Source organism: Psychrobacillus vulpis, assembly GCF_006861825.1.
Classification (GTDB): Bacteria; Bacillota; Bacilli; order Bacillales_A; family Planococcaceae; genus Psychrobacillus; species Psychrobacillus vulpis.
The window spans coordinates 76,101-99,448 of sequence record NZ_VDGI01000004.1 but is presented as its reverse complement, the minus strand read 5'-3'; the positions used below and the strand labels follow the sequence as shown (position 1 = coordinate 99,448).

Sequence of the window (23,348 nt, the reverse complement as noted above, 5' to 3'; positions counted from 1 at the left end):
TAGGTCATACATATGGATCGTCACATTTTATTAATTGAAGACGAAGTAAATATTGCAAAATTTGTGGAGTTAGAGTTAAAACATGAAAACTTTCAAGTAACTGTTTCAAACGATGGTAGAGAGGGAATAGAATTAGCACTTTCCAATAACTATGATTTGCTTTTAGTGGACGTTATGCTTCCAGGTTTAAATGGTCTTGAGATTTGTAGAAGAGTTAGGAAACAAAAATCTATACCTATAATTCTAATTACTGCTCGCGATGCAATCATCGATCGTGTTTCAGGTTTAGAAGCTGGTGCTGACGATTATGTTGTCAAACCATTTGCAATTGAAGAGTTGCTAGCAAGGATTCGAGCAGTTTTGAGGAGATTGGGTCCACTAGTCGAAGTAAAATCGGTATTAACGATTGGACAGTTAAAGATCGATAAAAATGCATATCAGGTTTTCTATGAGAATCAGGAAATTGAACTAACTAAGACGGAATTTGATATGTTAGTCTATTTGATGGAAAACCAAAATAATGTTCTATCCAGAGATGCTATTTTAGAAACTGTTTGGGGCTATGATGCAGAGGTTGAAACGAATGTAGTGGATGTCTACATTAGACATTTAAGAAAGAAGTTACCGAAAGTATCCAATATGATTGAGACTGTAAGAGGAGTTGGATATGTGATGAGAGGATGAAAAACTGGACACTTCAAAGAAAATGGACATATAGTTCAGCAATCTCTATCTTTTTAAGCTTTCTGACAATGTGTATCATATTATATTTTTCACTTTATAATTGGATGATTATTTCTGAAAAGAAATCTGCACAAAACACATTAAACGAAGTAGTCCTTTTTTTAGAATCTAAAGGGCCATTTCTTACCATTCAAGATATTGGTAGAAATCGTACATTGTTAAACCAAATCGTCAATCAGGAGCAATCTATTCGATTAGTAAACAAAGATGGGATTGAAATACTTAGAATAAATGACGCGAGTAATTTCCCGGAATTCTCCAACCAATTGTCTCCTGAATTTGAACGAGAAGTGATTAATAATCAACCTTTATTTTATAAGGTAGCAGAAGTAAATTTCGGAACTTTTTCTGGTTACGTAGAAATATCACATAGTTTAGAGAATTTTTCACAGGTGATGAGATATATATTAATTGCAATGGTTATTTTTGCCCTTATTTCCCTTGTGTTATCTGCTCTCATTGGGTACACACTATCTTCTATTTTATTGAAACCTATCAAAGAACTAAGAAATGAGATGCAACGAGCAAAACAACACAAGTTTTCTAATGAAGTTAGTTTTGACTATTCCACAAAAGATGAAATAGGAGAATTGCTATTAATATATAAACAACTAATGCATGAAGTTTCCGATACAATTAATAGACAGGATGAATTCATTTACAATATTTCGCACGAATTAAGAACACCTGTACAAGTAATTGAAGGACATTTATCACTTATAAACCGATGGGGGAAAGATGATAAAGAGGTATTAGAAGAGTCATTAAATATATCACTGGAAGAAATCCAAAAGATGAAAAAACTAAAGGAAGAAATGTTGAAGCTTGCAAGAAGAGAAAATACAAAAGAGGACCTACAAACAAATATTTTAAATGTGGTGTTACTATTACAAAAAGAATATGAGTTAATACAACCTTCTGTATCAATAAAAATGGACATAGATGAAAATTATTATGTATCAGTCCAACAAACAGCACTTCAACAAATTATCAGAAATATTATAGACAATGGGATTAAATACAATGAAAATACGCCAAACATAATTGTTAAAGTAATGAAAAATCAAACTCATATCATTATTACGGTTGAAGATAATGGTATAGGAATTCCGAAAGATCAAATATCCAAAATTTTTGATCGATTTTATACAGTCGATTCATCTCGTACAAAATCGAAGGGTGGATCAGGTCTTGGTTTAAGTATTGTGAATATGCTCGTGATGGAATATGAAGGAAGAATAGAGGTCGAAAGTACACTAGGTAAAGGTACTACATTCCGTATTTTTTTTCCATATAATATAAGTGGTTAACAGATGTAAATAATGATAAATGAAAAATAGTTCATTATTAAGATATTTTTTAATAAAAACTGTTGTTTTTTTTCTCGTAAGTAGTAAGATGGAAATGGAAAAATCGTTCTTTCAAAAGGTTCTTTATGTCCTTATGAAAGAGTGGTAAACTGTATTTGTGTACATATTGCGTATGCTTTACAGTATTTAACTCGTTTTTTATTTATATGATTAATGCAATTTTTATCATCAATGCCTAGAAGGCACAAAATGTTGGAGGTTTTTCTAAATGTCGAACAATCAATCACCTTGGTCAGCTTTTTCAGGTCCGAACCTTGGTTATGTAATGGAGCAGTATGATTTATTTTTACAGTCTCCGGAAGAAGTGGATAGTGAGTTAGTCAGCTTATTTCAACAGTATGGTGCTCCGTCATTAGCATCATCCTCACAATTAGGAGCAGGAACAAGTGCTTCTGCCGCGGCGGTATCACCGAATAATTTTGATAAAATTATTCGCGCTATTCAACTTGCAGATGCTATTCGATCACAAGGTCATTTAGCAGCTAATATTTATCCACTCAATGATGGTCCAAAAAACGAATCAAAAATTGATTCAAAAACTTATAATTTAACTGAACAAGATTTAAAAGAAATACCGGTTTCACTACTCATTTCCAATGCACCAGGAAATATTACAAATGGTCTTCAAGCAATTGAACATTTGAAAGCTGTATACACAAATAATATTGCTTTCGAAATTTCCCATGTTGCAAATTCCGAAGAACGTGCTTGGTTACAGGAGAAAATTGAAAAAGGTACTATTAAAGAAAACCTATCAGCAGATGATAAAAAAGAATTATTAAAACGTTTAACACAAATTGAAGGTTTCGAGAAATTCATCCATCGTACTTTTGTTGGTGCAAAACGTTTTTCCATAGAAGGATTAGACACTCTAGTAGTATTAATTGATGAACTAGTTCGTCAATCTGAGAAAACGAATACTAAACAAGTGAACATTGGAATGGCTCACCGTGGTCGTTTAAATGTTTTAACTCATGTTTTAAATAAGCCGTATGAGATGATGTTTGCAGAATTTGCACATGTTCCAAATGAGACATTCTTACCTGAAGATGGGTCATTAGAATTTTCTAAAGGTTGGTATGGAGACGTAAAGTATCATAATGGTGCTACTTACCGTTCAAAAACAGGATTAACTATAAAACTTGCTTATAATCCATCTCACCTAGAAGTAGTAAGTCCAGTAGTTACTGGTCAAACACGCGCAGCGCAAGAAACGACAAATTCTGTTGGTTACCCGGTGCAAGATAAAAATGCAGCATTTGCTGTTCTTGTACATGGTGACGCAGCATTTCCAGGGCAAGGTGTCGTAACAGAAGTATTAAACTATAGTCGAGTTCGTGGGTTCCAAACAGGTGGATCTATTCATATTATTGCTAATAATATGATCGGATTTACGACAGAACACTATGATTCTCGTTCTACTTTATACTCATCTGACCCTGCAAAAGGATATGAAGTTCCTATTATTCATGTAAATGCAGATGATGTAGAAGCTGTTCTTGGGGTTGCAAAATTTGCTTATGAATACCGTAAACAATTTGGAAAAGATATAGTGATCGATCTACTAGGATACCGTCGTTATGGACATAATGAAATGGATGAGCCATTAGTGACAAATCCTACTATGTACCATGTAATTCACAAACATCCAACAGTTCGTGAAATATATGGTAAACAATTAGTTGAAGAAAAATTAGTGGAATCATCGGAAGTTCAAACATTAGACGAGACAGTTTTTAACGGTATGCAAGCAGCATATGACCGTGTAAAAGAACTTCCTCAAACAACTGCGCATGAAATCATTATCCCAGAAGCTGTATTAAATGGTATACCAGTTGTTGAAACAGGAGTTTCAGAAAGTAAATTAACGAAAATAAACGAAGAGCTACTTACATGGCCAAAAGAATTTACTCCTTTTAAAAAGCTTGAGAAAATATTAAAACGTCGTGAAGAGCCGTTTAAAGGTAAAGGAAAAGTGGATTGGGGTCATGCCGAAACGCTTGCTTTTGCAACTATTGTACAAGACGGAAATTCTATTCGTTTGACTGGTCAAGATGCGCAACGCGGAACTTTTTCTCATAGACATTTAGTTCTTCATGATGAAGTTACTGGTGCAGAATTAACACCAATGCATAGCATAAGTGATGCAAAAGCATCTTTTGTTGTTCATAATAGCCCACTGACTGAAGCAGCAGTTTTAGGATATGAGTTTGGATATAATTTAGAGGATAGTAATTCTTTATCTATTTGGGAAGCGCAATACGGTGACTTTGCTAATATGGCCCAAGTGATGTTTGACAATTTTATTAGTTCTGCACGTTCGAAATGGGGCTTGAAATCAGGTCTTGTAATGTTACTACCACATGGTTCAGAAGGACAGGGAGCAGAACATTCTAGTGCACGATTAGAACGTTATTTGCAACTAGCTGCTGAAAACAACTGGACTGTAGCGAACCTTTCAAGTGCTGCAAACTACTTCCATATATTAAGAAGACAGGCTAAAATGTTAAATGAAGAATCAATTCGTCCGTTAATTATCGTTTCTCCGAAGTCTTTATTACGTCACCCATTAGTTGGTGCGGATGTTGCGGATTTAACTACAGGACATTTTGAAACTGTCATGGAGCAACCAGGTCTTGGACAAAATGCGAAGAAAGTTAAGAAAATTGTATTTGCTAGCGGTAAATTAGCTATTGATTTAGCTGATAAAGTGAAGGATGGAACTGGATATGAGTACTTACATATTGTTCGTGTAGAGCAATTATATCCTTTCCCTACTGAAAAAATTCAAGCAATTATCGATCGTTATCCAAATGCGAAAGAGCTTGTATGGGCACAAGAAGAAACGGAAAACATGGGTTCTTGGAACTTTGCACTTCCGTATTTACTAGAGTTAGCTAAAGACAGAAATATTTCTTACGTTGGACGTGTACATCGTTCAAGTCCGGCTGAAGGCGATATTGATTCTTATAAAGTTGAACAAACACGTATTATTGAAGAGGCAGTTAAAAGCATTTAAGTAAGGAAAGACAAGAGGAGGAAATTCAAGTGGCAGAAATTATTGTTCCAGAATTAGCAGAATCGATTACAGAGGGTACCATTGCACAATGGTTGAAAAAACCAGGCGATACAATTGAAAAAGGTGAGTTCATTGTTGAACTTGAAACAGATAAAGTAAACGTAGAGGTAATTTCAGAGGAAGCTGGAGTTGTTAGTGAATTACTTGCTAATGAAGGCGATACTGTTCAAGTTGGGCAAGTAATTGCAATCGTTGGAGCAGGTTCTGGTTCAGCTGCAGCAGCACCAGTAGCTGAAGCGAAAACAGAAGAAGCACCAGCAGCACCAGCTCCTTCAGCATCTGCTCCAGTGGAAACTTCAACAGAGCAAGATCGCACAATTGCTAGTCCAGCTGCACGTAAACTAGCTCGTGAAAAAGGAATCAACTTAAGTGAAATTTCACCTGTAGATCCAATGGGACGCGTACGTGTTCAAGATGTGGCAGCACATGGTTCAGCACCAGCACCAGTTAAAGCCGCACCAGCTCCATCTGCAGCGAAAGAAGATGATGGCCGTACGACTCGTGAAAAAATGTCTCGTCGTCGTCAAACAATTGCTTCTCGTTTATTAGAAGTTAAACAAAGCACTGCGATGTTAACTACTTTCAATGAGATTGATATGACAAACGTGATGGCATTACGTTCACGCAAAAAAGATCAATTCTTTGAGCAAAACGATGTACGTCTTGGATTCATGTCATTCTTTACAAAAGCTGTTGTTGCAGCACTTAAAAAATATCCATATGTGAATTCTCAAATTGACGGAGACGAAATTGTAAAAAATAATTTCTTCGATATCGGTATTGCTGTATCAACAGAAGGTGGTTTAGTAGTTCCAATCGTTCGTGATGCAGATCGTAAAAACTTTGCAGAAATCGAAGGAAATATCGGAGAACTTGCTAAAAAAGCTCGTGATAACAAGTTAGCTCTTTCTGATATGTCTGGCGGTTCATTTACAATCACTAACGGTGGAGTATTCGGTTCATTACTTTCAACTCCAATTTTAAACGGAACACAAGTAGGTATTCTTGGAATGCATACAATTCAAAAACGTCCAATCGCTGTTGGAAATGAAGTACAAATTCGTCCGATGATGTATATCGCACTATCTTATGACCACCGAGTAATCGATGGAAAAGATTCTGTTGGATTCTTAAAAATGGTAAAAGAGCTTCTAGAAAATCCAGAAGATCTAATGTTGAATTCTTAATTAAAACTAGTACACCACTTAATTGTGGTGTACTTTTTTATATCTTTTAATTAAGATACTTTTGGACAGTTTGGACAATCTTTTTAAGAAGTTGGACAATAAACGATAAAATTTGGACAATCTGTCTTTAAAGTTGGACAATAAACAATTTAGATTGGACAATCTACATTCAGCTTGTCGACAATTGCATTTTTTATGAATCAAAATGTATTAAGAACATAGTGATTATTGTGCTTTTCCTGTAGCAATCGCTCCAGGCGGGCGCTTTCCGCGGGCTCGCGCCAAGCCTCGGGCCAACAGGATGTTGGTCATGAAGGCGTTGCCGCAGGACGCGGCGATCTTAGCCTTCCTACTTATTGCCTGCGGGGTCTTGGACTGTCTCGCTGTCCCGCAGGAGTCGCCGCCTTCCGCTTATTTTTAACTTCAATAAACAGAAAAGTGGACAATTAAAGCCTTTTCACTTGATGAGATGGGATAGTCAATCCGTTATTTTTATCAGATATTCCGAGAAACATGGATTGATCACAGCATCTTCAGATTTCCACTTTCAACTTCTGAAAAATAGGCAGGGCCTGCCACGGAGACTCCTGTGGGAATAGCTTGAGCTGAAGACCCCGCAGGAAAGACACTGGCCGAACTTTATTTGGCCAGTGTCTTTGCGACGAGTAACCGCAGGAGCATATGTTTTTCCAGTGACGAGGAGGCTGAAGCCAATCCCACGGAAAGCGAAGTGGCGGGCCCCGCTGATTCTCTTATACATCTCTATTCATTGTAAAACGAAATTGTCTACAGTCTGAATGTAGATTGGACAATCTACATTTTCAATGCTAGATGTCATTTTTTAAGGAAAAATGGTGTCATGCACATTGAATTCTAATACAGACAATCGTATACTAATATGTAAAGGAAGTGGTTAAATGATACATACAAATTGGGCAACAAAGCCTACTATGAAAACAGTTACGTGTGTACATACTGATGCAAAGAAGTTTTTAGTAAGTAATGTACTAACTGTAGGAAAATCATACGAAGTAAAAAATGAAACAGAAGAGTTTCTATTTGTGGTCGATAACACAGGAAAAGTTGGCGGCTATTACAAAGAATATTTTCAATAAAAAATCCGATGAAAATCATCGGCTTTTTTTATTAGAAGGAGATAATAAATGATTGATTTAATTGAAAAGGAACAGATGATTCGAAGAAGTAGATCGCATAGTGAAGAAGATCAACAGTTAATAGGAGCTGGTGGTTATTTATCACCTAATGAGTATTTATTAAATGATGTGTTAATCGCAGTAACATTAAAAAAACCAGTTTTACTAAAAGGACCTACGGGGGCGGGTAAAACGAAACTTGCTGAAACAGTTTCACAATACTTCTCTCAGCCTGTACAAAGCATCAACTGTTCAGTTGACTTGGATGCTGAGGCGCTCCTAGGATTTAAAACAATAGTAGCAAAAGATGGTCTTAACTCAATTGAATTTGTAGAAGGACCTGTTATTGAAGCGATGAAAAAAGGTCATATTCTATATATAGACGAGATTAATATGGCGAAATCTGAGACATTGCCAATACTACATAGTGTTCTGGATTACAGAAGAATGTTAACGAATCCATATACAGGTGAAGTAATTAATGCGCATCCTGATTTTACCGTTATTTCTGCTATCAATGAAGGATATATAGGTACCACTCCAATGAATGAAGCATTAAAAAATCGTTTTATATCGTTCTCGATTCCTTATATTTCTGGTGATTTATTGGAAAACCTTTGGAATGATTTATTTCCTACTGCACCTAGACAATTACATACGCTCATGTTGAATTTAGCAGAAGATTTGAAGGAGCAAGTGATACAAGGGCTACTATCAGAAGAAGCTGCTTCTATTCGAAGCTTGCAATATGCAATGGAACTTGCACTGTATATTGATCCGATGCGGGCGATCAATTACGCGATAGCTGAAAAGTTAGAGGATGAACAAGAGAAAAGACTTGTCTTAGAATTAGCCTCTTCTTGGATAAAGTGAGGGATTTAGATGTCCTCTGTTAATCGTTTTATTCAATTTAACAATGAAACAATCGACGCAAGGCAGTTAATGCATTATGAAAACTTAGCGAAAGCATTAACGAAAAATGGAACGTTATTAGTGAATGAACGAAAACTCATGGAATTTCAACCTAGCGAGCAAACGATGTCAATCAGTGTGTTTTGGAGACATAGAGAACAAAACATGATGGATGCAGGTAGACTATCGGATATTTATATATTGGCAGAAGGATTTTGGAAAGAATTCAATGTTTCTGCGTGGAAGGCATATCTCTCAGAACGGCCGAATAAGCTTCCGAAACTGATGGATCAACTATTATTTTGTTTAGAAGAATTTCGTTTAATGGAAAAAATACAGAAAAAACGAGTAGGTACAATTAAAATATTTGAAAAAAGGATTCAAATGTACCTAACTTTTCATAAGCAACAATTAATAGTTAATTATCAAAAAGGATTTATAGCAGATGCATTTATTAGTTATTTATATATAAGTCTCTATGAGGGGACAATGCATGTAAATGGTCCAGAAATATTCCAACAAGCTAACCGTATTATCCAAAAGGTATATGAAAATAATGACACACAGTCTTCAATAGATCTTGTTTTCCAGCTTTATTATTTAATATTTGAGGATATTAATGAAGATACGTTGCATGAATATTATTCCATCGTATCAACTTCTATTTTGCCAGCTGCCCATTTTCATTATCATAAAGGGGTGGCAGAGAGTGAAGCTGGGGAAACAGATAAAAAAGATACAATTGAAGAGTTATTTCGAAGTTGGCACCGAGAAAATGAACAAGAAAAAGGAATCCATCTGCAGTACGAACTCGAACATGGTAATGATGGAAAAGCTGATCAGAGTTTATCCGCGGAAGAGGGAAGAGAAGGACATGAGATTACAGAAATCGGTCAAGGTAGATCAACTGGAAATTTAAAAGAATTGAAACAAGAGGAACTGACTAAAAAGGGTTCGAATTCAGTGAAAAAAGCAGGAAAAGCTTTTGGGATAGAACATAAGAATGTCGTATTTGAAGAAAAGCGATTAGAAACGGACGCACTATCATCCAATAAGTTATTGCTCCAAACATATCGTCAAGAACAAGCACCTTATGTGAAAGCTTTTGTAGAAGAGATTAAAAAAAGAATGGAACAGAAAAAAGTTGATAAACGTGTTAATTTATCTAAGGGACGATTATCGTCTAACCAAATCGTATTTTGGACAGAAGAGCGACCAAAACCATTTTATAAAAAATCTGCACCAAGTACTCAATTAAATGCAGTATTCGGCTTACTAGTAGATGGTTCGGCATCGATGCAAGATAAGCTAGAAGAAACAAAAAAAGCTGTTCTTTTATTTCATGATGTTTTACGAAAATTACAAATCGCTCATGAAATTGTCCTTCACTATGAAGACGCATTTGAAGCCTCTGAATCAAGTCATCCCAATACATTCGAATGGGTGCATAAACTAGAGGATAGTCAAAAGGACAATGGCTTGCAGATTTTATCTATTAACGCACATGAAGATAATCGGGATGGATTTGCATTGAGATGGATGGGGAAGAGATTAGAGCACAGAGAGGAACAGCATAAATTTATTCTTATGTTTTCCGACGGAGAACCGTCTGCATTTGGATATGCTCAAAATGGCATAATGGATACTGCAGAAGCAGTAATTGAGTTAGAACGAAAAAATATATCGGTACTCCATTTGTTTTTAAATGACACAGAAGCAACGGAAGAGCAAATAAATTTATTTCATTTAATATTTGGTAAAAAGACCGCAACTGCCTCATCTCTAGAAAAATTTTCAGATGAAACGTTACGTTTACTAAAAAAAATGTTACATCATGTTGTGAAAAGCTCTTGAGAATTGTTTTAGTAGTGTAATATTATTGACTATTCAATCTTTTTGGAGTAGAATTACTTCTTATACATGAGGTGGAAAAAATGTCACAGCTAATTACACTTACATCATCAACTTCATATCATCATCACAAATAGCCTTGCTATATCCGATAAAAACATCGTTTATAGGAAGGCTATTTATCATGAACTGCATCGAAAGGGTTTAATCCTTTATCGTTTGCAGTTCTTTTATTTTATTTAGGAGGAATTGAGATGAAAAAAATGGATTATCAAAATGTCAGAGGGACTCAAGATTATTTGCCAAAAGCAGAAATGATACGGAAGAAGATTAGGAGAACATTAGAGGATACTTTTGAACAATATGGATGTAAACCGTTAGAAACACCTATTCTCAACTATACTTCTTTGATGTCTTCTAAATATGGTGGAGGTGCTTCCATATTGGAGGAAATGTATACGTTGAACGATCGTGGTAAGCGAGATTTAGCACTACGGTATGATCTAACGATTCCTTTTGCCAAAGTTGTTGCGATGAATCCAACTATTAGATTACCTTTTAAACGTTATGAAATTGGTAAAGTTTTTCGAGATGGTCCTATTAAAATGGGAAGATATCGCGAATTTACCCAATGTGATGTAGATGTTGTTGGTGTAGATAATCAAATGGCAGAAGCTGAGCTTATGCAAATGGCACTATCTGTGTTTAGCCAGTTAAATTTACCAATTATTATTCAATATAATAATCGTAAGCTTTTACAAGGATTATTGGAGAGTCTAGGAATTCAACAATATTTAATGAGTAACGTTATATTGATCATAGACAAACTTGAGAAAATTGGCATCCTAGGTGTTAAAGAAGAACTGATAGAAAAAAAGATAAATGAAGAGTCAATCGAGAAAGTAATAAATTTATTAAAGGAGACGGTAGGGAAAGATATCAATTACTTTGATCAATTTGCTACAAAAAATGAACTTATTTCAAAAGGCATGGAGGAATTAAAAGAATTAACAGAATATCTAACATACTTAAATATCAACAAACAGTGTATATTTAATCCATTTTTAGCAAGAGGATTAGAAATTTATACAGGGACAATTTATGAAATGTTTTTACAAGATGGTTCGATTAGCTCAAGTATTGGGAGTGGTGGTAGATATGACAATGCTATAAGCGGCTTGCTAGGAACTGACGAAACATACTCGACTGTCGGAATTTCATTTGGCTTAGATGTCATATACGCTGCTGTTGAACTGAATAATATGATTAATTATAGTTCACAGTTAGATTTTTACATTATTCCATTTCAATTTCGAAAAGAGGCTTTATTAGTTGCTACTCAACTGAGAACAATGGGATTTAAAGTTGAGATTGAAATGAAAATAAAAAAAATGAACAAAGCTCTCGTCAGAGCAAATAAAGAAGGGGTTAAACAAGTCATTTTTATTGGTGAAAATGAAGTAGCGAATAATAAAATAAAAATTAAAGATATGGAGTCGGGAATAGAGAGGGAGGAGATATTTCTATTTGACAATAAGTGAGTCATGAAGAAAAGTTATTAAAAAACCGCCTTCCGATTTAGGAAGGACGGTTTTGGGATTGAGCCGCTATGAGAAGAAGACGTTGTTTTAATTCTTCTTCCATACGAGCAATTTCTATTTCTGCAGCTTTTCGTTTTACACGACCGTCTGCTTGGATTCGTAGTGTTTCTTCGATTGTTTGTAGAAGATTTTCTTGTGTTTTCTTTAGTGTATCAATTTCTACAATACCACGTTCATTTTCTTTGGCAGTTTCAATGCTGTTTACTTTCAACATTTCAGAGTTCTTAAGAAGTAAGTCATTTGTTGTTTGTGTTACTTGTTTTTGCGCTTCTACAGCTTTTTGTTGACGATTTAGAGTTAAGGCAATTGCAATTTGATTTTTCCATAGAGGAATGGAAGTCATAATAGACGATTGTATTTTCTCCGCAAGCGTTTGATTTGTTTGCTGGATCATTCGAATTTGCGGAGCGCTTTGAATCGTAATTTGTCGAGATAATTGTAAATCGTATACTCTTTTTTCTAAACGGTCTAAAAACTGTGCCATATCATTTACTTCTTGAAAGGCCATTTGATCGTTTGAAGCCTCCGCTTTTCTTCGTAGCTCTGGAATAATTTTATTAATGATTTCCTCTTTTTTCAATTCTGCAGCAGCGATATAAACATTTAACGCTTGGAAATAAGTCTTATTTTGCTCATAAAGTTTGTCCAGCATATGAACATCTTCCACAAGACCGCGTTTCGAATGCTCCAATTGAATGCCTATTCGATCGATTTGTGTACTCAACTTCTGATATTTTGTCATCAATTCTTGAACAGAGCGATTTACTCGGTTAAATAATCTTTTTATACCCGATTTTTTTTGAGCAGAGAGTTCTTCCGGATTAATATCAGAAAGTTTCTTCATCAGATCCCCTAAAATATCACCAACTGGACCAATATCTTTTTTCTGCACGTGATCTAGCATTTGATGAGAGAAACGGGAAAGCTCTGTTTGGGCATTTGCTCCATATGTTAATATTGCTTCATAATTTCCCGCTGGAATTTGATCTGCTAGTTGACGTGCTTTTTGTTGTTCTATTTCTGACAATCGGTCAATCAATTTAGTTGGAGCTGGTTCAGCTGTATTTGATGAAAGGGATTGTTCTTGTGGTGCTGTCATATTAAATGGACTCTCTAATAATTCATCCATTAAAAAGTCATTACTTGTACTCGATTGTTTTTCGCTCATTTTCTGATTCTCCTTTTAAATATAAAGGTTGTTCCTTTTTTCCAACAGATAATTTTGCGAAATCTAATTCCATTTTCAAATGCTCTATATCTGATGAAAGGACATCTCTTAAGTCATCTTCCATAACAGAATTGATGGCTTGTAATGTATCGCGTGTATCTTGTAATGCAATTTTCATGTCGATGTTTTTAACCGGTTGTGCTACTAAAAGTGTATATTTCGAAGTAAGTTCCACTGCTGAATCTAAATGTGCATAGAAGAAATTTTCCGCTTGATAAAATTTGCGTGGATTTGCCTTCACTAATGAAATGATTCTTTTCGCAAGTCTATTCATTTCGAATAATTGTTTAAATGAACTAAGCGATCTCACTTTTAAATAATGACTATTAAGAGTTTTAATTTTATTATTTGCTTCTTTTAATTGCTTCTGTATATGGAAGTACTCGGAAAGAGTAAGCTGATGTTTTTTCATAATTCTACGTTGTTGAAATTTTTTAATTGTAAAATTCGATAGTAAATATACAACGATAGAAAGTGCAGAACTAACGAAAAACCCAGTATCAAAAGCGAAAAAGAAGATGAACCAGGATGTAATCATTATTGGTATGTTAAAAAAATGTCGAATGAAAGTTTGGGCTACTTCCGTCATATTGGTTACCTCCTTATATCTACAATACATTATACGAATGAGAGGGAAGAAGGTTTCATTCAATGCTAAAAAGTGATGTTTATACGATATCAGATTCCATCGTTGTATATCCTTTTAGTTCATCAAAAAATTCAATTTCAAATGAATTTTTTCTTGTTAATGGAGATACGCCTTTTTGAATATAATGTAAAAATTCTTCCAAACTATTTGCAGTACCTTCGATATCTATGATTATTTCTTTCTCCTCATTTTGTTTACATTGCCCTTTTAATCCTAGAGAATGTGCTTTTTGTTTCACAAGAAAACGGAAGCCGACACCATCAACATCACTGTGCATATGAATATGTGCTCGTTTTTTCAAGAGAACTCCTCCTTTTCTGATTCACAAAAATTGCCTATCTATAACTTAACTGATAATTGAAGGTTTTTCAATTTTTTGTTATTCAAATAATTCGTTTGACTAGACTTTCTAATTTATAACAGTAAAATATGAGTTAACATTAAATCATAGAGGTGATAGGAATGTATGAAATTATTTATATGAAAGCTGACTATGAGCCGTGGTGGGCATTTGAAGGTTGGGAAGATAATATTCAAGAAAAGTATATGTTTGTGCAAGAGAAAGAAGGAATAGAACACTTAAATAAGATATTAGGTGAATTCCGTGAAAAGTTTCCTTTGGAAAAAATGAAAGAAGATAAATACTGGGTTTTTTGGTCTGATAAAGAGCAATGTTTTTGTGATTCATGCGACGAAGATTTGCAAATATATCATGGAATCATTTGGAACGTTATATGATAAACGATTTTGAATAATAAAAAAATTTGTTGACTATATTTATCCAAATGTTATAATTTAAGTAACAATTCATAGTGAGAAGCCGTATTTGCAATTCACATATCCTATGTAGTGATCGATGTGATGTCGGTACTTCATGGAATATGTGAATTTTTGTTTTTCACATATTGATTAACTTTTTGGAGGTAATAGAATGAAACAAGGTACAGTGAAATGGTTCAACGCTGAAAAAGGATTTGGATTTATCGAAGTAGAAGGCGAAAACGATGTATTCGTACACTTTTCTGCAATTCTTGGAGAAGGCTTCAAATCACTTGAAGAAGGACAAAAAGTAGAGTTTGAAGTAGTAGAAGGTAACCGCGGGCCACAAGCTGCAAACGTGTCAAAACTATAATAATAGAAAGAAGCTCACCATTCTGGTAGAGCTTCTATTTTTTAAAAGATAATTATAGTATAAAAACTTTGTATGTCATGAACACGGCGATCATGGTCTTTTTTAAAGGATTCCGTTACATGCGGACCTTTCCACGGGCGTTGCCTAAGACTTCACGCTTCGAGGCCACTGAAAAAGTGTTATTCTAATAAAATTTCTATCAAATAGTCGTTAAGAGAATTTATCGCTTTGGCATTCGCTTTCCGCGGGCGAGCGACGAGCCTCCTTCTTCTTGCGGGGTCTCGTCTGTTTCACTTTCCCGCAGGAGTCTCATGCGTCGCGCTAAATTCTCTTAAATAAATACAGCAAATAGTTCCTACAAAAATATTAATTCGAGTTTTTCAGTGGCCTCCTCGCACAGCTAGCGTGTCTTCGACTAACGCTTATCCCGCAGGAGTCGCCGCTTGTAACGAAATCCATCTATTTTAGAAGAATGTAATTGTTCCGTCTATTTATTGTTTTACGGGGACTGCAACAAAGCAAGTCATACACTAGTTGCGACACGATGTCGGGAACTTAGAATGATCAAGCCGCTTGCTCATTGTTTACATTATTTTTTCGAAAGTAGAGGAGATAATGTTTTCTTCTCCATTTGTGTTCATGATAAATTCTCTTTTTATTTCTCCAAAATCTTTTGCAAAGTATTTACGAATTTTACTTTCTTTCTCTATTTTTTCTATTACAATAACGTCCTGAAAATTTTGGGTAGCAGTTGCTAAAGTGTCAGACGTCGATATTATTTTCCATCCGTCGAATTTTGTTCCGACATCAAAAGGTCCTGCTAAGTATATTTTTAGATCAGGCATTGCATCTAACTCTTCTAATGTTGGATTATTTGTTTCATATGCTTCAGCTACTTCCAAAACGATTGTTATTTTATCATTTGAAATACGATAAATTCTTTGCATTACTGTTCCACCATTATCTTCATATGTTGACACGTAATGGTCATATAAGTAATCCGTTTTCAACGTATAGCTTGCATATTCATTTCCTTCTCCTTTAAACTGAGCAGAAGACTTATCGCCCATGAAAAAAGTAGAGCGGGTTATATCCGGAGTGGATTGTTCTTTTACAGCAATCGGTGTTTGCTCATCTTCTGGAGCTGTTTCCGGCTTCGTAGAGTTTGTTTGATTTTGCTCACATGCAAAGAGAAATAGTATCGGAATTAATAGTAGCATTAACTTTTGCATAATTATTCCTCCTTTTCATTTGAATTAGTCGTATTAATACGAATTAAGTTTCATCCTACTACTTTTTTGGTATAGTAAAATAAGAAAGGGGAGCTTACCTTGAATATCGAACTAAAAAAAGAACTACCATCATACGAACAGCAACAAGATTTTTATGTGAAACTTCGTGCTAAAATGACAGAATTTTTAACATCAAAGTCAGGGAAAAAAAGCAAGTTAGCACCTTACTTATTATTTGCTCCAGACTTGTTTCATCTTCTTATAAAAGCGCTATTAGATAATCGCATTGATGCGAAAAATAAAACATTAATTGGTAGTGGAATACTTTATTTTATATCTCCAGTCGATGTCTTGCCAGAAGGTTTGGTTGGGCCTGGTGGATATATCGATGACATTATTGTAGCCACTTTCATAGTGAATATGTTATTAAATAAATTTTCCGCTGAAATTATTGAAGAACACTGGGCTGGAGATGTAAAGTTATTAACCGCTCTAAAAAAAATAGCGGAAACTAGCAATTCATTTGTAGGAAAGCTTCCATCGAAATCTTTATTAGGAAGATTTATAAAAAAGACAAAAAAAGCTTGAGAGAAAAAATCTCTCAAGCTTTTTATTATTACTTTTGCTCTCGCCATTCTAAAAATTCATCATATGTCAATTGCTTATCTAAAATTGAGCCGTCTTCGCGAATTTCAATTACACGATTCGCGATTGTTTGAATGAACTGATGGTCATGTGATGTAAAGATCATTGCACCTTTAAATGCAGTCAATCCATTATTTAGTGCTTGGATAGATTCCAAATCTAAATGGTTCGTTGGTTCATCTAGTAAAAGTACGTTCGACTCCGATAGCATCATTTTAGATAGCATACAGCGAACTTTTTCTCCACCGGAAAGTACAGATGGTTTTTTCTTCACTTCTTCACCAGAGAATAGCATACGACCTAAGAACCCTCGTAGGAATGTTTCACTTTCATCATCAGGCGAATATTGACGTAACCAGTCTACTAGTGAAGTCTCGTTTCCTTCGAAATATTTTGCATTATCAAGAGGGAAGTACGCACGAGTAGTAGTTACACCCCAGCGGATTGAACCTTCTTGTGGTTCTTCTTCCTCTGCTAGTACACGAAGTAATGCAGATTTTGCTAGTTCATCTCCAAGTAGAATAATTTTGTCTTCCTTATTCAAAGTGAAGTTCAATTTAGAGAATAGTTTTTCTCCCTCAAATGTATAGCCCAGATCTTGTACTTGTAAAACATCATTTCCGATATCTCGTTTCATCGAGAAATTTACATAAGGGTATTTACGAGAAGATGGTTTAATATCATCTAACTCAATTTTATCTAACATTTTCTTACGAGAAGTTGCTTGTTTAGATTTTGAAGCATTTGCACTAAATCGAGCGATAAAGGCTTGAAGCTCTTTAATCTTTTCTTCTTTTTTACTGTTTTGATCAGATGCTAGCTTCAATGCAAGTTGACTTGATTCATACCAGAAGTCATAGTTTCCAACATATACTTGGATTTTACTAAAGTCTAAGTCTGCAATATGTGTACATACTTTGTTTAAGAAGTGACGGTCATGGGAAACTACAATTACAGTATTTTCAAAATTGATAAGGAAATCTTCTAACCATTGAATGGCTTTAATGTCTAAATGGTTAGTAGGTTCATCTAGTAAAAGAACATCAGGTTTCCCGAAAAGGGCTTGTGATAGTAACACTTTTACTTTTTCAGAACCAGTTAACTCAGACATTTTCTTTTGGTGCATACTATCAGGAATGCCTAGACCTTGTAAAAGGATTGCAGCTTCTGACTCTGCTTCCCAACCATTTAAGTCTGCAAATTCACCTTCTAGCTCAGCTGCACGCATACCATCTTCATCTGAAAAGTCTTCTTTCATATAGATAGCATTCTTTTCATTCATTACTTCGTATAAACGTTTATGACCCATAATAACTGTTTCTAAAACTGTATATTCTTCGTATTCGAAGTGGTTTTGTTTTAGAATAGCTAAACGCTCATCTGGATTCATAATAACATTGCCTTCTTGTGCCTCAATTTCTCCAGACAAAATTTTAATAAATGTTGATTTACCTGCTCCATTTGCACCGATTAAACCATAACAGTTACCTGGTGTAAACTTTATATTTACGTCTTCAAATAATTTACGATCACCAAAACGAAGACTTACATTACTTACTGCAATCATGCTAGTACCTCCTAAAATTCACAATGCTCTTATTATAGCATGTAGTTTAAACAAAATCTACAAACCCTTGATTCGACAAGCTTTCTTGCCACTCTACTTACTAGTCAGCCCCAATAGTAGCCCCACTTGTTTGTAAACTTTGACTAAATAAGTGAACTGATTCTTGTTCTAGTTCTAGTTCCTTTAATACATGGTCATAGATTTCATAAATCATTTGTGGAGTATTACCCAATCGTTCAGCGATTACCTTCACGTTTAGTCCGCGATTTAATAATAATATTCATAGTAGGAACATTTAGCGAAAGATTAGAAGTTCAGCTTATTTCATTCTGCTTTATACCGATAAAATAAATGAAACATCTGTAAAGGTACAATCAGGGAAACTTGATGTCACAAAGCTACCGGGGCTAAGGATTGTAATCTATGCCAGCCAGCTGCCATTACCAAAAATGCCAAGAGGAGGAAAAGGTAATGAAAACAAAATGGTTTTCAAATTTTTTAACAAGTTTAGTAGTTGTAACTTTAGTCTTCGGTACAGCATCATTTGCAAGTGCTAAAGGCTCGGACGAAAGAAATACAGTACAAAAGGGAAATGTCCAATTTCAAAAAGAGGACAAGTCTTCGGAAAAAAATAAAAAACAAAAAGAAGACAAATCTTCAAATGTAAAAAAAGTGGTTATTAAATCTAAAGTTGGTAAAACAGTCGAAAAGCGATTGAATACTATTGATTCTACGATCAATAGTTTATCGAAATCTATAAACACATATTTTGGTGTAAATGACGCGGGTACAGTTGATAAAGAAGTAAGCGAAGAAACACCAAATAAAAAATATAATAGTTATAAGGGAAAGCTTGAAGCGGAGATTAATAAGCTTCGTGCAATTGATAAACAACTTGCTTCCGATAAGAAAAAATACAAAGCAAATGCTGCTGATTTTGAAGCATTACTTGTAAGGTCCAAAGAACTTCAACAAAAAGCTACAGATGAAATCAAACGAGTGAAGTCTTTGGCAGAACAAGCTGACACTCCAAAACCAGTAGATGAAAATACGAACACCCCTGGAGATACAACAATTCCAGTAACTCCAACAGAACCAACACCAACAACAGAACCAACAATTTAATTGGGTAATGCAAGATTCTTCGAATCGTTTAAAAGTAAGCACATTAATTATGTTGGCTTTATTACATTTCAGGAACATAAAGCGTAGTAAGGAAAATATAATAGTAGCAACGTAAGAGCGTTCCAGTCGGAACGCTCTTTTAATTTTGAATATAGTAAATACAAAATATATAATCCCTAATTGGAAAGGTTTATAGACAAACATTTTCCAAATTAGCCCCAAAAATTAGTTTACAGGAGTAAATATCCCCCAGATACACTCTGAATAATCGGTTTTTCTATCTAAAAGAAGTAAAAATGTTATTCAAAGATTATTACATTACTATTCAAAAACTACAAAATGAACAGTTGCAATTAACATATAAGTGGATTATTATATAAGTTAATCGTTATATGCTTATTAGGGAGGCGATTTTATGAATTCATCAGCGATTGAAATTGAAAAAGCTGCAGTAATATTAAAACTGTTGGGTGATAAAACAAGACTTACAATGCTTAAAATGCTGGATACACATGATTATTGTGTTTGTGAATTTGTTGCAATATTTAAAGTAAGTCAGCCTGCTATTAGTCAACACGTACGGAAGTTAAAAGATGCTGGATTGGTTAGAGAAACAAGAAAAGGTCAATGGATTATTTATTCATTGAATAGAGAAAGTGATGATTTTCCATTCGTCCAGAGCTTGATTCATCATCTTCCGAACCAAGATTTTAAACTTGAAGAATTAGAAGTGCAGGGATTACGTATCTCATGTGATTAATGGAGGTTAGTTTTATGTTATCAGTAATTTTAGCATCAATTATTTTCTTAGTAACGCTTATTTTCGTTATATGGCAGCCTAAAGGTTTAAACATCGGTTGGTCTGCATGTGGAGGGGCGGTTATTGCGCTATTAGTAGGAGTTGTCGAGTTTAGTGATGTCATAGAAGTAGTAGACATAACTTGGAACGCGACTTTATCCTTTATTGCTATTATCCTTATTTCTTTAATTTTAGATGAGATCGGATTATTTGAATGGGCTGCTTTGCATATGGCACGGGCAGCCAAAAGCAATGGTTATAAAATGTTTGTTTATGTAAGTGTATTAGGTGCAATTGTTGCAGCATTTTTTGCTAATGATGGGGCTGCATTAATTTTAACACCGATAGTATTGGCAATGGTTCGTAATTTGAATTTCAAAGAAACAATGATCTTTCCATTTATAATGGCGAGCGGGTTTATTGCAGATACAACTTCACTCCCATTTGTAGTGAGTAATCTTGTTAACATTGTATCAGCGGACTTCTTTAATATCGGTTTTGTAGAATATGCTTCACGAATGATAATCCCTAACATATTCTCACTGATTGCAACTATCATCGTTTTATTATTCTATTTTAGAAAAAGCATTCCAAGGACATATGATTTAACTAAAATAAGAGAACCACAAGAAGTAATTAAAGATTTAAAAATGTTCCATCTTTCATGGTATATTCTTGCCATGTTACTTGTTGGTTACTTTACTAGTGAATTCATAAAATTACCGGTTTCAATAGTGGCTGGAATTATAGCGATATTCTTTATTCTAATGGCAAGAAGAAGTAAAGCTGTTGACACAAGAACTATTATTAAAGGGGCTCCATGGAATATTGTATTTTTCTCAATTGGTATGTATGTAGTCGTATACGGACTAGGAAATGCAGGACTGACGAATGTATTAGCTGGAGTAATCGAAGTAGCTGCAGAAAAAGGATTATTCGTAGCTACGATGTCGATGGGATTCATTGCAGCATTCCTTTCGTCCATTATGAATAACTTGCCAACTGTAATGATCGATGCATTAGCAATTGCAGAAACAAACACTTCTGGAACTATTCGTGAAGCGCTTATTTATGCCAATGTCATTGGATCTGATCTAGGACCAAAAATCACTCCAATCGGTTCACTTGCTACGTTAGTTTGGCTCCATGTTTTATCGCAAAAGGGAGTAAAAATTTCATGGGGAACTTACTTTAAAACTGGTATTGTCCTCACAATTCCAATTCTATTCCTTACATTATTTGGACTATATATTTCATTATTAATTTCCTAAAGGAGACTGAAATCATGGAAAAAAAATCTATTTACTTTTTATGTACGGGAAATTCGTGCAGAAGCCAAATGGCAGAAGCTTGGGGAAAAAAATATCTAGGCAATGAGTGGGAAGTACTAAGTGCAGGAATTGAAGCACATGGCTTAAACCCTAATGCTGTTAAATCAATGAATGAGGCTGGAATTGATATTTCTAATCAGACTTCAGATATTATTGATATGGAAACGTTAAATAATGCGGATTTTGTAGTTACACTTTGCGGAGATGCTGCGGATAAATGTCCAATGACACCACCTCATGTGAAACGCGATCATTGGGGCTTTGACGACCCTGCAAAAGCACAAGGTACTGATGAAGAGAAATGGGCTACCTTCCAACGAGTTCGTGATGAAATTCGAGAAAGAATTAAGCATTTTGCTGAAACGGGAAAGTAATGCATTAATCTGTTCTTAAGTTGTTCAATAGGGATTTGTGAACTTCTTGAAACCGATATTACCATAATTAGAAAATCCATTTTGAAAAAAGATTGATCAAAATGGATTTTTTTCTTGTAATAAAAATTTATTAATTATAGTGGCCTTCTTCAAGTGAAGTACCTGTTCGTCTAAATAAACTCTTTACATGTTATTGGACTTCTACTTATGTTAATTACGTAGAATGATTTTAAGCAAATTACTCATCCTATTGAAAAGGAGATGTGATTAACTATGAGAAAAACATTTATTGCACTTGGAATTTTTACAATTGTTAATACTATAGCAACATATAATCCAACTATTGTTCATTCACAACAACAAATACCAGCATATGCAAAGTGGGGACAGCTTGCAGTAAAAGAGACACAATTAAAATATCCCAATGCGAAAATTATTGACTACCTGCATGAAGGAAGTGAATCTAAAGAGGATTCAACAATTGAAAAGTTTAAGCTATGGTTAAAAGAAGGGGACAACGAATTCGGTGTATTTGTAAGAATTGAGTATACAACAGAAACAGAAGAATTGGTTAATATTGAATTTCTAGAAACATCTAGATAAATTATCAAAGCCGGGTAAATTACTTACATATAGACTTCACTTGTGAAAATTCTTAGCTTGATAAAGAAAGTATATGCTTACTTGTTAAACTTAACAGAACCGCTTTTTCCTGCAGAAAACAATTCTTAATAATTGTAGAAAGCCACTCAACTGAGTGGCTATTATTTTGCATTAATACCCTTAAAATTTTGAATTACATTAAGAATCTTATTCTAATCCAATTAAACAGCTTCTTCTTTCTAACAAAACATTATCCCTCCAATTACCATTTAATTTCCCTATTTTTTCTCGTATCCCTACTTCTCTAAAACCATTTTTCTTATGCAAATAAATACTGCTATTATTTTCCCTAAAAATTGAAGCCTGTAAAGTCCAGAAACCTTGCTCTTCAGATATAGTAATCAAATTTTTCAAGAGTAGACTACCGATTCCTTTCCCTTGTGATTTAGGATGGACATAGACACTAACTTCGCCAACACCTGCATAAGCCAAACGATCAGATATAGGTGTAATTTTGCACCAACCAAATATTTTATTTTCGTCAAGTGCAATTAGAGTACATTTAGGATGAGCTTTTAAGATCCATTCTTCATATGTGGAGGGTGCTATGATTTCAAATGTAGCTACTCCAGTGGAAATCCCAGCTTCATAAATATATTTAATTTCATCCCAATCATCTTTTGTAGCATTTCGAATCATAAAATTCATCTCTGATTCCCCCAATATAAATAAAAAGTATTTAATGAAATTTTATAGTTATTTGTT

22 protein-coding genes, 1 pseudogene and 1 riboswitch are annotated in these 23,348 nt (G+C 34.5%); of the genes and pseudogenes, 16 read left to right on the top strand and 7 right to left on the bottom strand.

The features are described from left to right. The first annotated feature begins 12 nt into the window (after positions 1–12). The 8 genes from FG384_RS06195 to FG384_RS06160 all read left to right on the top strand — a co-directional run bounded on the left by FG384_RS06195 (position 13) and on the right by FG384_RS06160 (position 11,838). Positions 13–684, top strand: a complete 672-nt coding sequence (locus FG384_RS06195) for a response regulator transcription factor (RefSeq protein WP_142641720.1) — start codon at positions 13–15, stop codon at positions 682–684. Continuing rightward, the gene (locus tag FG384_RS06190) at positions 681–2,054 is read left to right on the top strand and encodes a sensor histidine kinase (protein ID WP_142641719.1); all 1,374 of its coding nucleotides are present in this window, start codon (positions 681–683) and stop codon (positions 2,052–2,054) included. The genes FG384_RS06195 and FG384_RS06190 overlap by 4 nt, the downstream gene beginning before the upstream one ends. A 268-nt stretch (positions 2,055–2,322) precedes the next feature. Continuing rightward, positions 2,323–5,133, top strand: coding sequence for a 2-oxoglutarate dehydrogenase E1 component (locus FG384_RS06185; protein ID WP_142641718.1), 2,811 nt, complete (start codon positions 2,323–2,325; stop codon positions 5,131–5,133). A 29-nt stretch (positions 5,134–5,162) separates the two neighbouring features. Then, the gene (gene odhB / locus FG384_RS06180) at positions 5,163–6,380 is read left to right on the top strand and encodes a 2-oxoglutarate dehydrogenase complex dihydrolipoyllysine-residue succinyltransferase (RefSeq protein ID WP_142641717.1); all 1,218 of its coding nucleotides are present in this window, start codon (positions 5,163–5,165) and stop codon (positions 6,378–6,380) included. 917 nt (positions 6,381–7,297) lie between these two features. Further along, positions 7,298–7,495 (top strand): DUF6501 family protein, encoded by a 198-nt coding sequence (locus tag FG384_RS06175; protein ID WP_142641716.1) that lies wholly within the window; start codon positions 7,298–7,300, stop codon positions 7,493–7,495. Between the two features lie 48 nt (positions 7,496–7,543). After that, entirely contained in the window at positions 7,544–8,407 is an 864-nt protein-coding gene (locus FG384_RS06170; protein ID WP_142641715.1) for an AAA family ATPase, read from the top strand. 9 nt (positions 8,408–8,416) lie between these two features. Then, positions 8,417–10,300, top strand: coding sequence for a vWA domain-containing protein (locus FG384_RS06165; RefSeq protein WP_142641714.1), 1,884 nt, complete (start codon positions 8,417–8,419; stop codon positions 10,298–10,300). A 260-nt stretch (positions 10,301–10,560) separates the two neighbouring features. Next, the gene (locus tag FG384_RS06160) at positions 10,561–11,838 is read left to right on the top strand and encodes a histidine--tRNA ligase (protein ID WP_166462394.1); all 1,278 of its coding nucleotides are present in this window, start codon (positions 10,561–10,563) and stop codon (positions 11,836–11,838) included. Between the two features lie 37 nt (positions 11,839–11,875). Here the strand turns inward: FG384_RS06160 and FG384_RS06155 are convergent, their stop codons facing one another. The 3 genes from FG384_RS06155 to FG384_RS06145 form a co-directional block, all read right to left on the bottom strand. After that, entirely contained in the window at positions 11,876–13,066 is a 1,191-nt protein-coding gene (locus FG384_RS06155; protein ID WP_142641712.1) for a toxic anion resistance protein, read from the bottom strand. Continuing rightward, positions 13,038–13,715: a 5-bromo-4-chloroindolyl phosphate hydrolysis family protein gene (locus FG384_RS06150; RefSeq protein ID WP_142641711.1), complete on the bottom strand. Its 678-nt coding sequence runs from the start codon at positions 13,713–13,715 to the stop codon at positions 13,038–13,040. Before FG384_RS06150 ends, FG384_RS06155 begins: the two co-directional genes overlap by 29 nt. Before the next feature lie 79 nt (positions 13,716–13,794). Next, positions 13,795–14,076: an acylphosphatase gene (locus FG384_RS06145; protein WP_240793353.1), complete on the bottom strand. Its 282-nt coding sequence runs from the start codon at positions 14,074–14,076 to the stop codon at positions 13,795–13,797. Between the two features lie 161 nt (positions 14,077–14,237). Between FG384_RS06145 and FG384_RS06140 the strand changes: the two genes are divergently transcribed. Together FG384_RS06140 and FG384_RS06135 are read left to right on the top strand one after the other, a co-directional pair. Continuing rightward, entirely contained in the window at positions 14,238–14,513 is a 276-nt protein-coding gene (locus tag FG384_RS06140; protein WP_142641710.1) for a DUF1033 family protein, read from the top strand. A gap of 193 nt (positions 14,514–14,706) precedes the next feature. Next, a complete protein-coding gene (locus FG384_RS06135; RefSeq protein ID WP_142641709.1) occupies positions 14,707–14,907 on the top strand; it encodes a cold-shock protein in 201 nt (66 codons plus the stop codon). A 584-nt stretch (positions 14,908–15,491) separates the two neighbouring features. Here FG384_RS06135 and FG384_RS06130 read toward each other — a convergent pair. Continuing rightward, entirely contained in the window at positions 15,492–16,139 is a 648-nt protein-coding gene (locus FG384_RS06130) for a hypothetical protein (protein WP_142641708.1), read from the bottom strand. A 99-nt stretch (positions 16,140–16,238) separates the two neighbouring features. On the opposite strand from FG384_RS06130, the gene FG384_RS06125 reads away from it, so the two are divergent. After that, the gene (locus tag FG384_RS06125) at positions 16,239–16,727 is read left to right on the top strand and encodes a YkvA family protein (RefSeq protein ID WP_240793352.1); all 489 of its coding nucleotides are present in this window, start codon (positions 16,239–16,241) and stop codon (positions 16,725–16,727) included. Positions 16,728–16,755: 28 nt separating this feature from the next. Here the strand turns inward: FG384_RS06125 and FG384_RS06120 are convergent, their stop codons facing one another. Both FG384_RS06120 and FG384_RS06115 read right to left on the bottom strand, forming a co-directional pair. Then, positions 16,756–18,351: an ABC-F family ATP-binding cassette domain-containing protein gene (locus FG384_RS06120; protein WP_142641707.1), complete on the bottom strand. Its 1,596-nt coding sequence runs from the start codon at positions 18,349–18,351 to the stop codon at positions 16,756–16,758. A gap of 100 nt (positions 18,352–18,451) precedes the next feature. Continuing rightward, positions 18,452–18,628, bottom strand: a pseudogene (locus FG384_RS06115) (tyrosine-type recombinase/integrase); the annotation flags it as partial. Between the two features lie 80 nt (positions 18,629–18,708). Further along, a riboswitch (cyclic di-GMP riboswitch) is annotated at positions 18,709–18,793 on the top strand. Between the two features lie 29 nt (positions 18,794–18,822). On the opposite strand from FG384_RS06115, the gene FG384_RS06110 reads away from it, so the two are divergent. From FG384_RS06110 to FG384_RS06090, 5 genes are all read left to right on the top strand, one after another. Then, complete coding sequence (locus FG384_RS06110) at positions 18,823–19,476, top strand: hypothetical protein (RefSeq protein ID WP_142641706.1); 654 nt, start codon at positions 18,823–18,825, stop codon at positions 19,474–19,476. 415 nt (positions 19,477–19,891) lie between these two features. After that, positions 19,892–20,236 (top strand): ArsR/SmtB family transcription factor, encoded by a 345-nt coding sequence (locus tag FG384_RS06105; RefSeq protein ID WP_142641705.1) that lies wholly within the window; start codon positions 19,892–19,894, stop codon positions 20,234–20,236. Between the two features lie 14 nt (positions 20,237–20,250). Continuing rightward, the gene (locus FG384_RS06100) at positions 20,251–21,546 is read left to right on the top strand and encodes an arsenic transporter (protein WP_142641704.1); all 1,296 of its coding nucleotides are present in this window, start codon (positions 20,251–20,253) and stop codon (positions 21,544–21,546) included. A gap of 14 nt (positions 21,547–21,560) precedes the next feature. Further along, positions 21,561–21,980: an arsenate reductase (thioredoxin) gene (gene arsC / locus FG384_RS06095; protein WP_142641703.1), complete on the top strand. Its 420-nt coding sequence runs from the start codon at positions 21,561–21,563 to the stop codon at positions 21,978–21,980. Positions 21,981–22,253: 273 nt separating this feature from the next. Then, entirely contained in the window at positions 22,254–22,583 is a 330-nt protein-coding gene (locus FG384_RS06090; RefSeq protein WP_142641702.1) for a DUF3889 domain-containing protein, read from the top strand. A gap of 207 nt (positions 22,584–22,790) precedes the next feature. Here FG384_RS06090 and FG384_RS06085 read toward each other — a convergent pair whose 3' ends face one another. Further along, a complete protein-coding gene (locus tag FG384_RS06085; protein WP_142641701.1) occupies positions 22,791–23,291 on the bottom strand; it encodes a GNAT family N-acetyltransferase in 501 nt (166 codons plus the stop codon). Positions 23,292–23,348: the final 57 nt, after the last annotated feature.

Bases quoted from the DNA above. Each gene is read 5' to 3' on its own strand.
- FG384_RS06195 (WP_142641720.1), top strand. From the start codon at position 13: ATGGATCGTCACATTTTATTAATTGAAGACGAAGTAAATATTGCAAAA.
- FG384_RS06190 (WP_142641719.1), top strand. From the start codon at position 681: ATGAAAAACTGGACACTTCAAAGAAAATGGACATATAGTTCAGCAATC.
- FG384_RS06185 (WP_142641718.1), top strand. From the start codon at position 2,323: ATGTCGAACAATCAATCACCTTGGTCAGCTTTTTCAGGTCCGAACCTT.
- FG384_RS06175 (WP_142641716.1), top strand. From the start codon at position 7,298: ATGATACATACAAATTGGGCAACAAAGCCTACTATGAAAACAGTTACG.
- FG384_RS06170 (WP_142641715.1), top strand. From the start codon at position 7,544: ATGATTGATTTAATTGAAAAGGAACAGATGATTCGAAGAAGTAGATCG.
- FG384_RS06165 (WP_142641714.1), top strand. From the start codon at position 8,417: ATGTCCTCTGTTAATCGTTTTATTCAATTTAACAATGAAACAATCGAC.
- FG384_RS06160 (WP_166462394.1), top strand. From the start codon at position 10,561: ATGGATTATCAAAATGTCAGAGGGACTCAAGATTATTTGCCAAAAGCA.
- FG384_RS06155 (WP_142641712.1), bottom strand. From the start codon at position 13,066: ATGAGCGAAAAACAATCGAGTACAAGTAATGACTTTTTAATGGATGAA.
- FG384_RS06150 (WP_142641711.1), bottom strand. From the start codon at position 13,715: ATGACGGAAGTAGCCCAAACTTTCATTCGACATTTTTTTAACATACCA.
- FG384_RS06140 (WP_142641710.1), top strand. From the start codon at position 14,238: ATGTATGAAATTATTTATATGAAAGCTGACTATGAGCCGTGGTGGGCA.
- FG384_RS06135 (WP_142641709.1), top strand. From the start codon at position 14,707: ATGAAACAAGGTACAGTGAAATGGTTCAACGCTGAAAAAGGATTTGGA.
- FG384_RS06130 (WP_142641708.1), bottom strand. From the start codon at position 16,139: ATGCAAAAGTTAATGCTACTATTAATTCCGATACTATTTCTCTTTGCA.
- FG384_RS06120 (WP_142641707.1), bottom strand. From the start codon at position 18,351: ATGATTGCAGTAAGTAATGTAAGTCTTCGTTTTGGTGATCGTAAATTA.
- FG384_RS06110 (WP_142641706.1), top strand. From the start codon at position 18,823: ATGAAAACAAAATGGTTTTCAAATTTTTTAACAAGTTTAGTAGTTGTA.
- FG384_RS06105 (WP_142641705.1), top strand. From the start codon at position 19,892: ATGAATTCATCAGCGATTGAAATTGAAAAAGCTGCAGTAATATTAAAA.
- FG384_RS06100 (WP_142641704.1), top strand. From the start codon at position 20,251: ATGTTATCAGTAATTTTAGCATCAATTATTTTCTTAGTAACGCTTATT.
- arsC (WP_142641703.1), top strand. From the start codon at position 21,561: ATGGAAAAAAAATCTATTTACTTTTTATGTACGGGAAATTCGTGCAGA.
- FG384_RS06090 (WP_142641702.1), top strand. From the start codon at position 22,254: ATGAGAAAAACATTTATTGCACTTGGAATTTTTACAATTGTTAATACT.
- FG384_RS06085 (WP_142641701.1), bottom strand. From the start codon at position 23,291: ATGAATTTTATGATTCGAAATGCTACAAAAGATGATTGGGATGAAATT.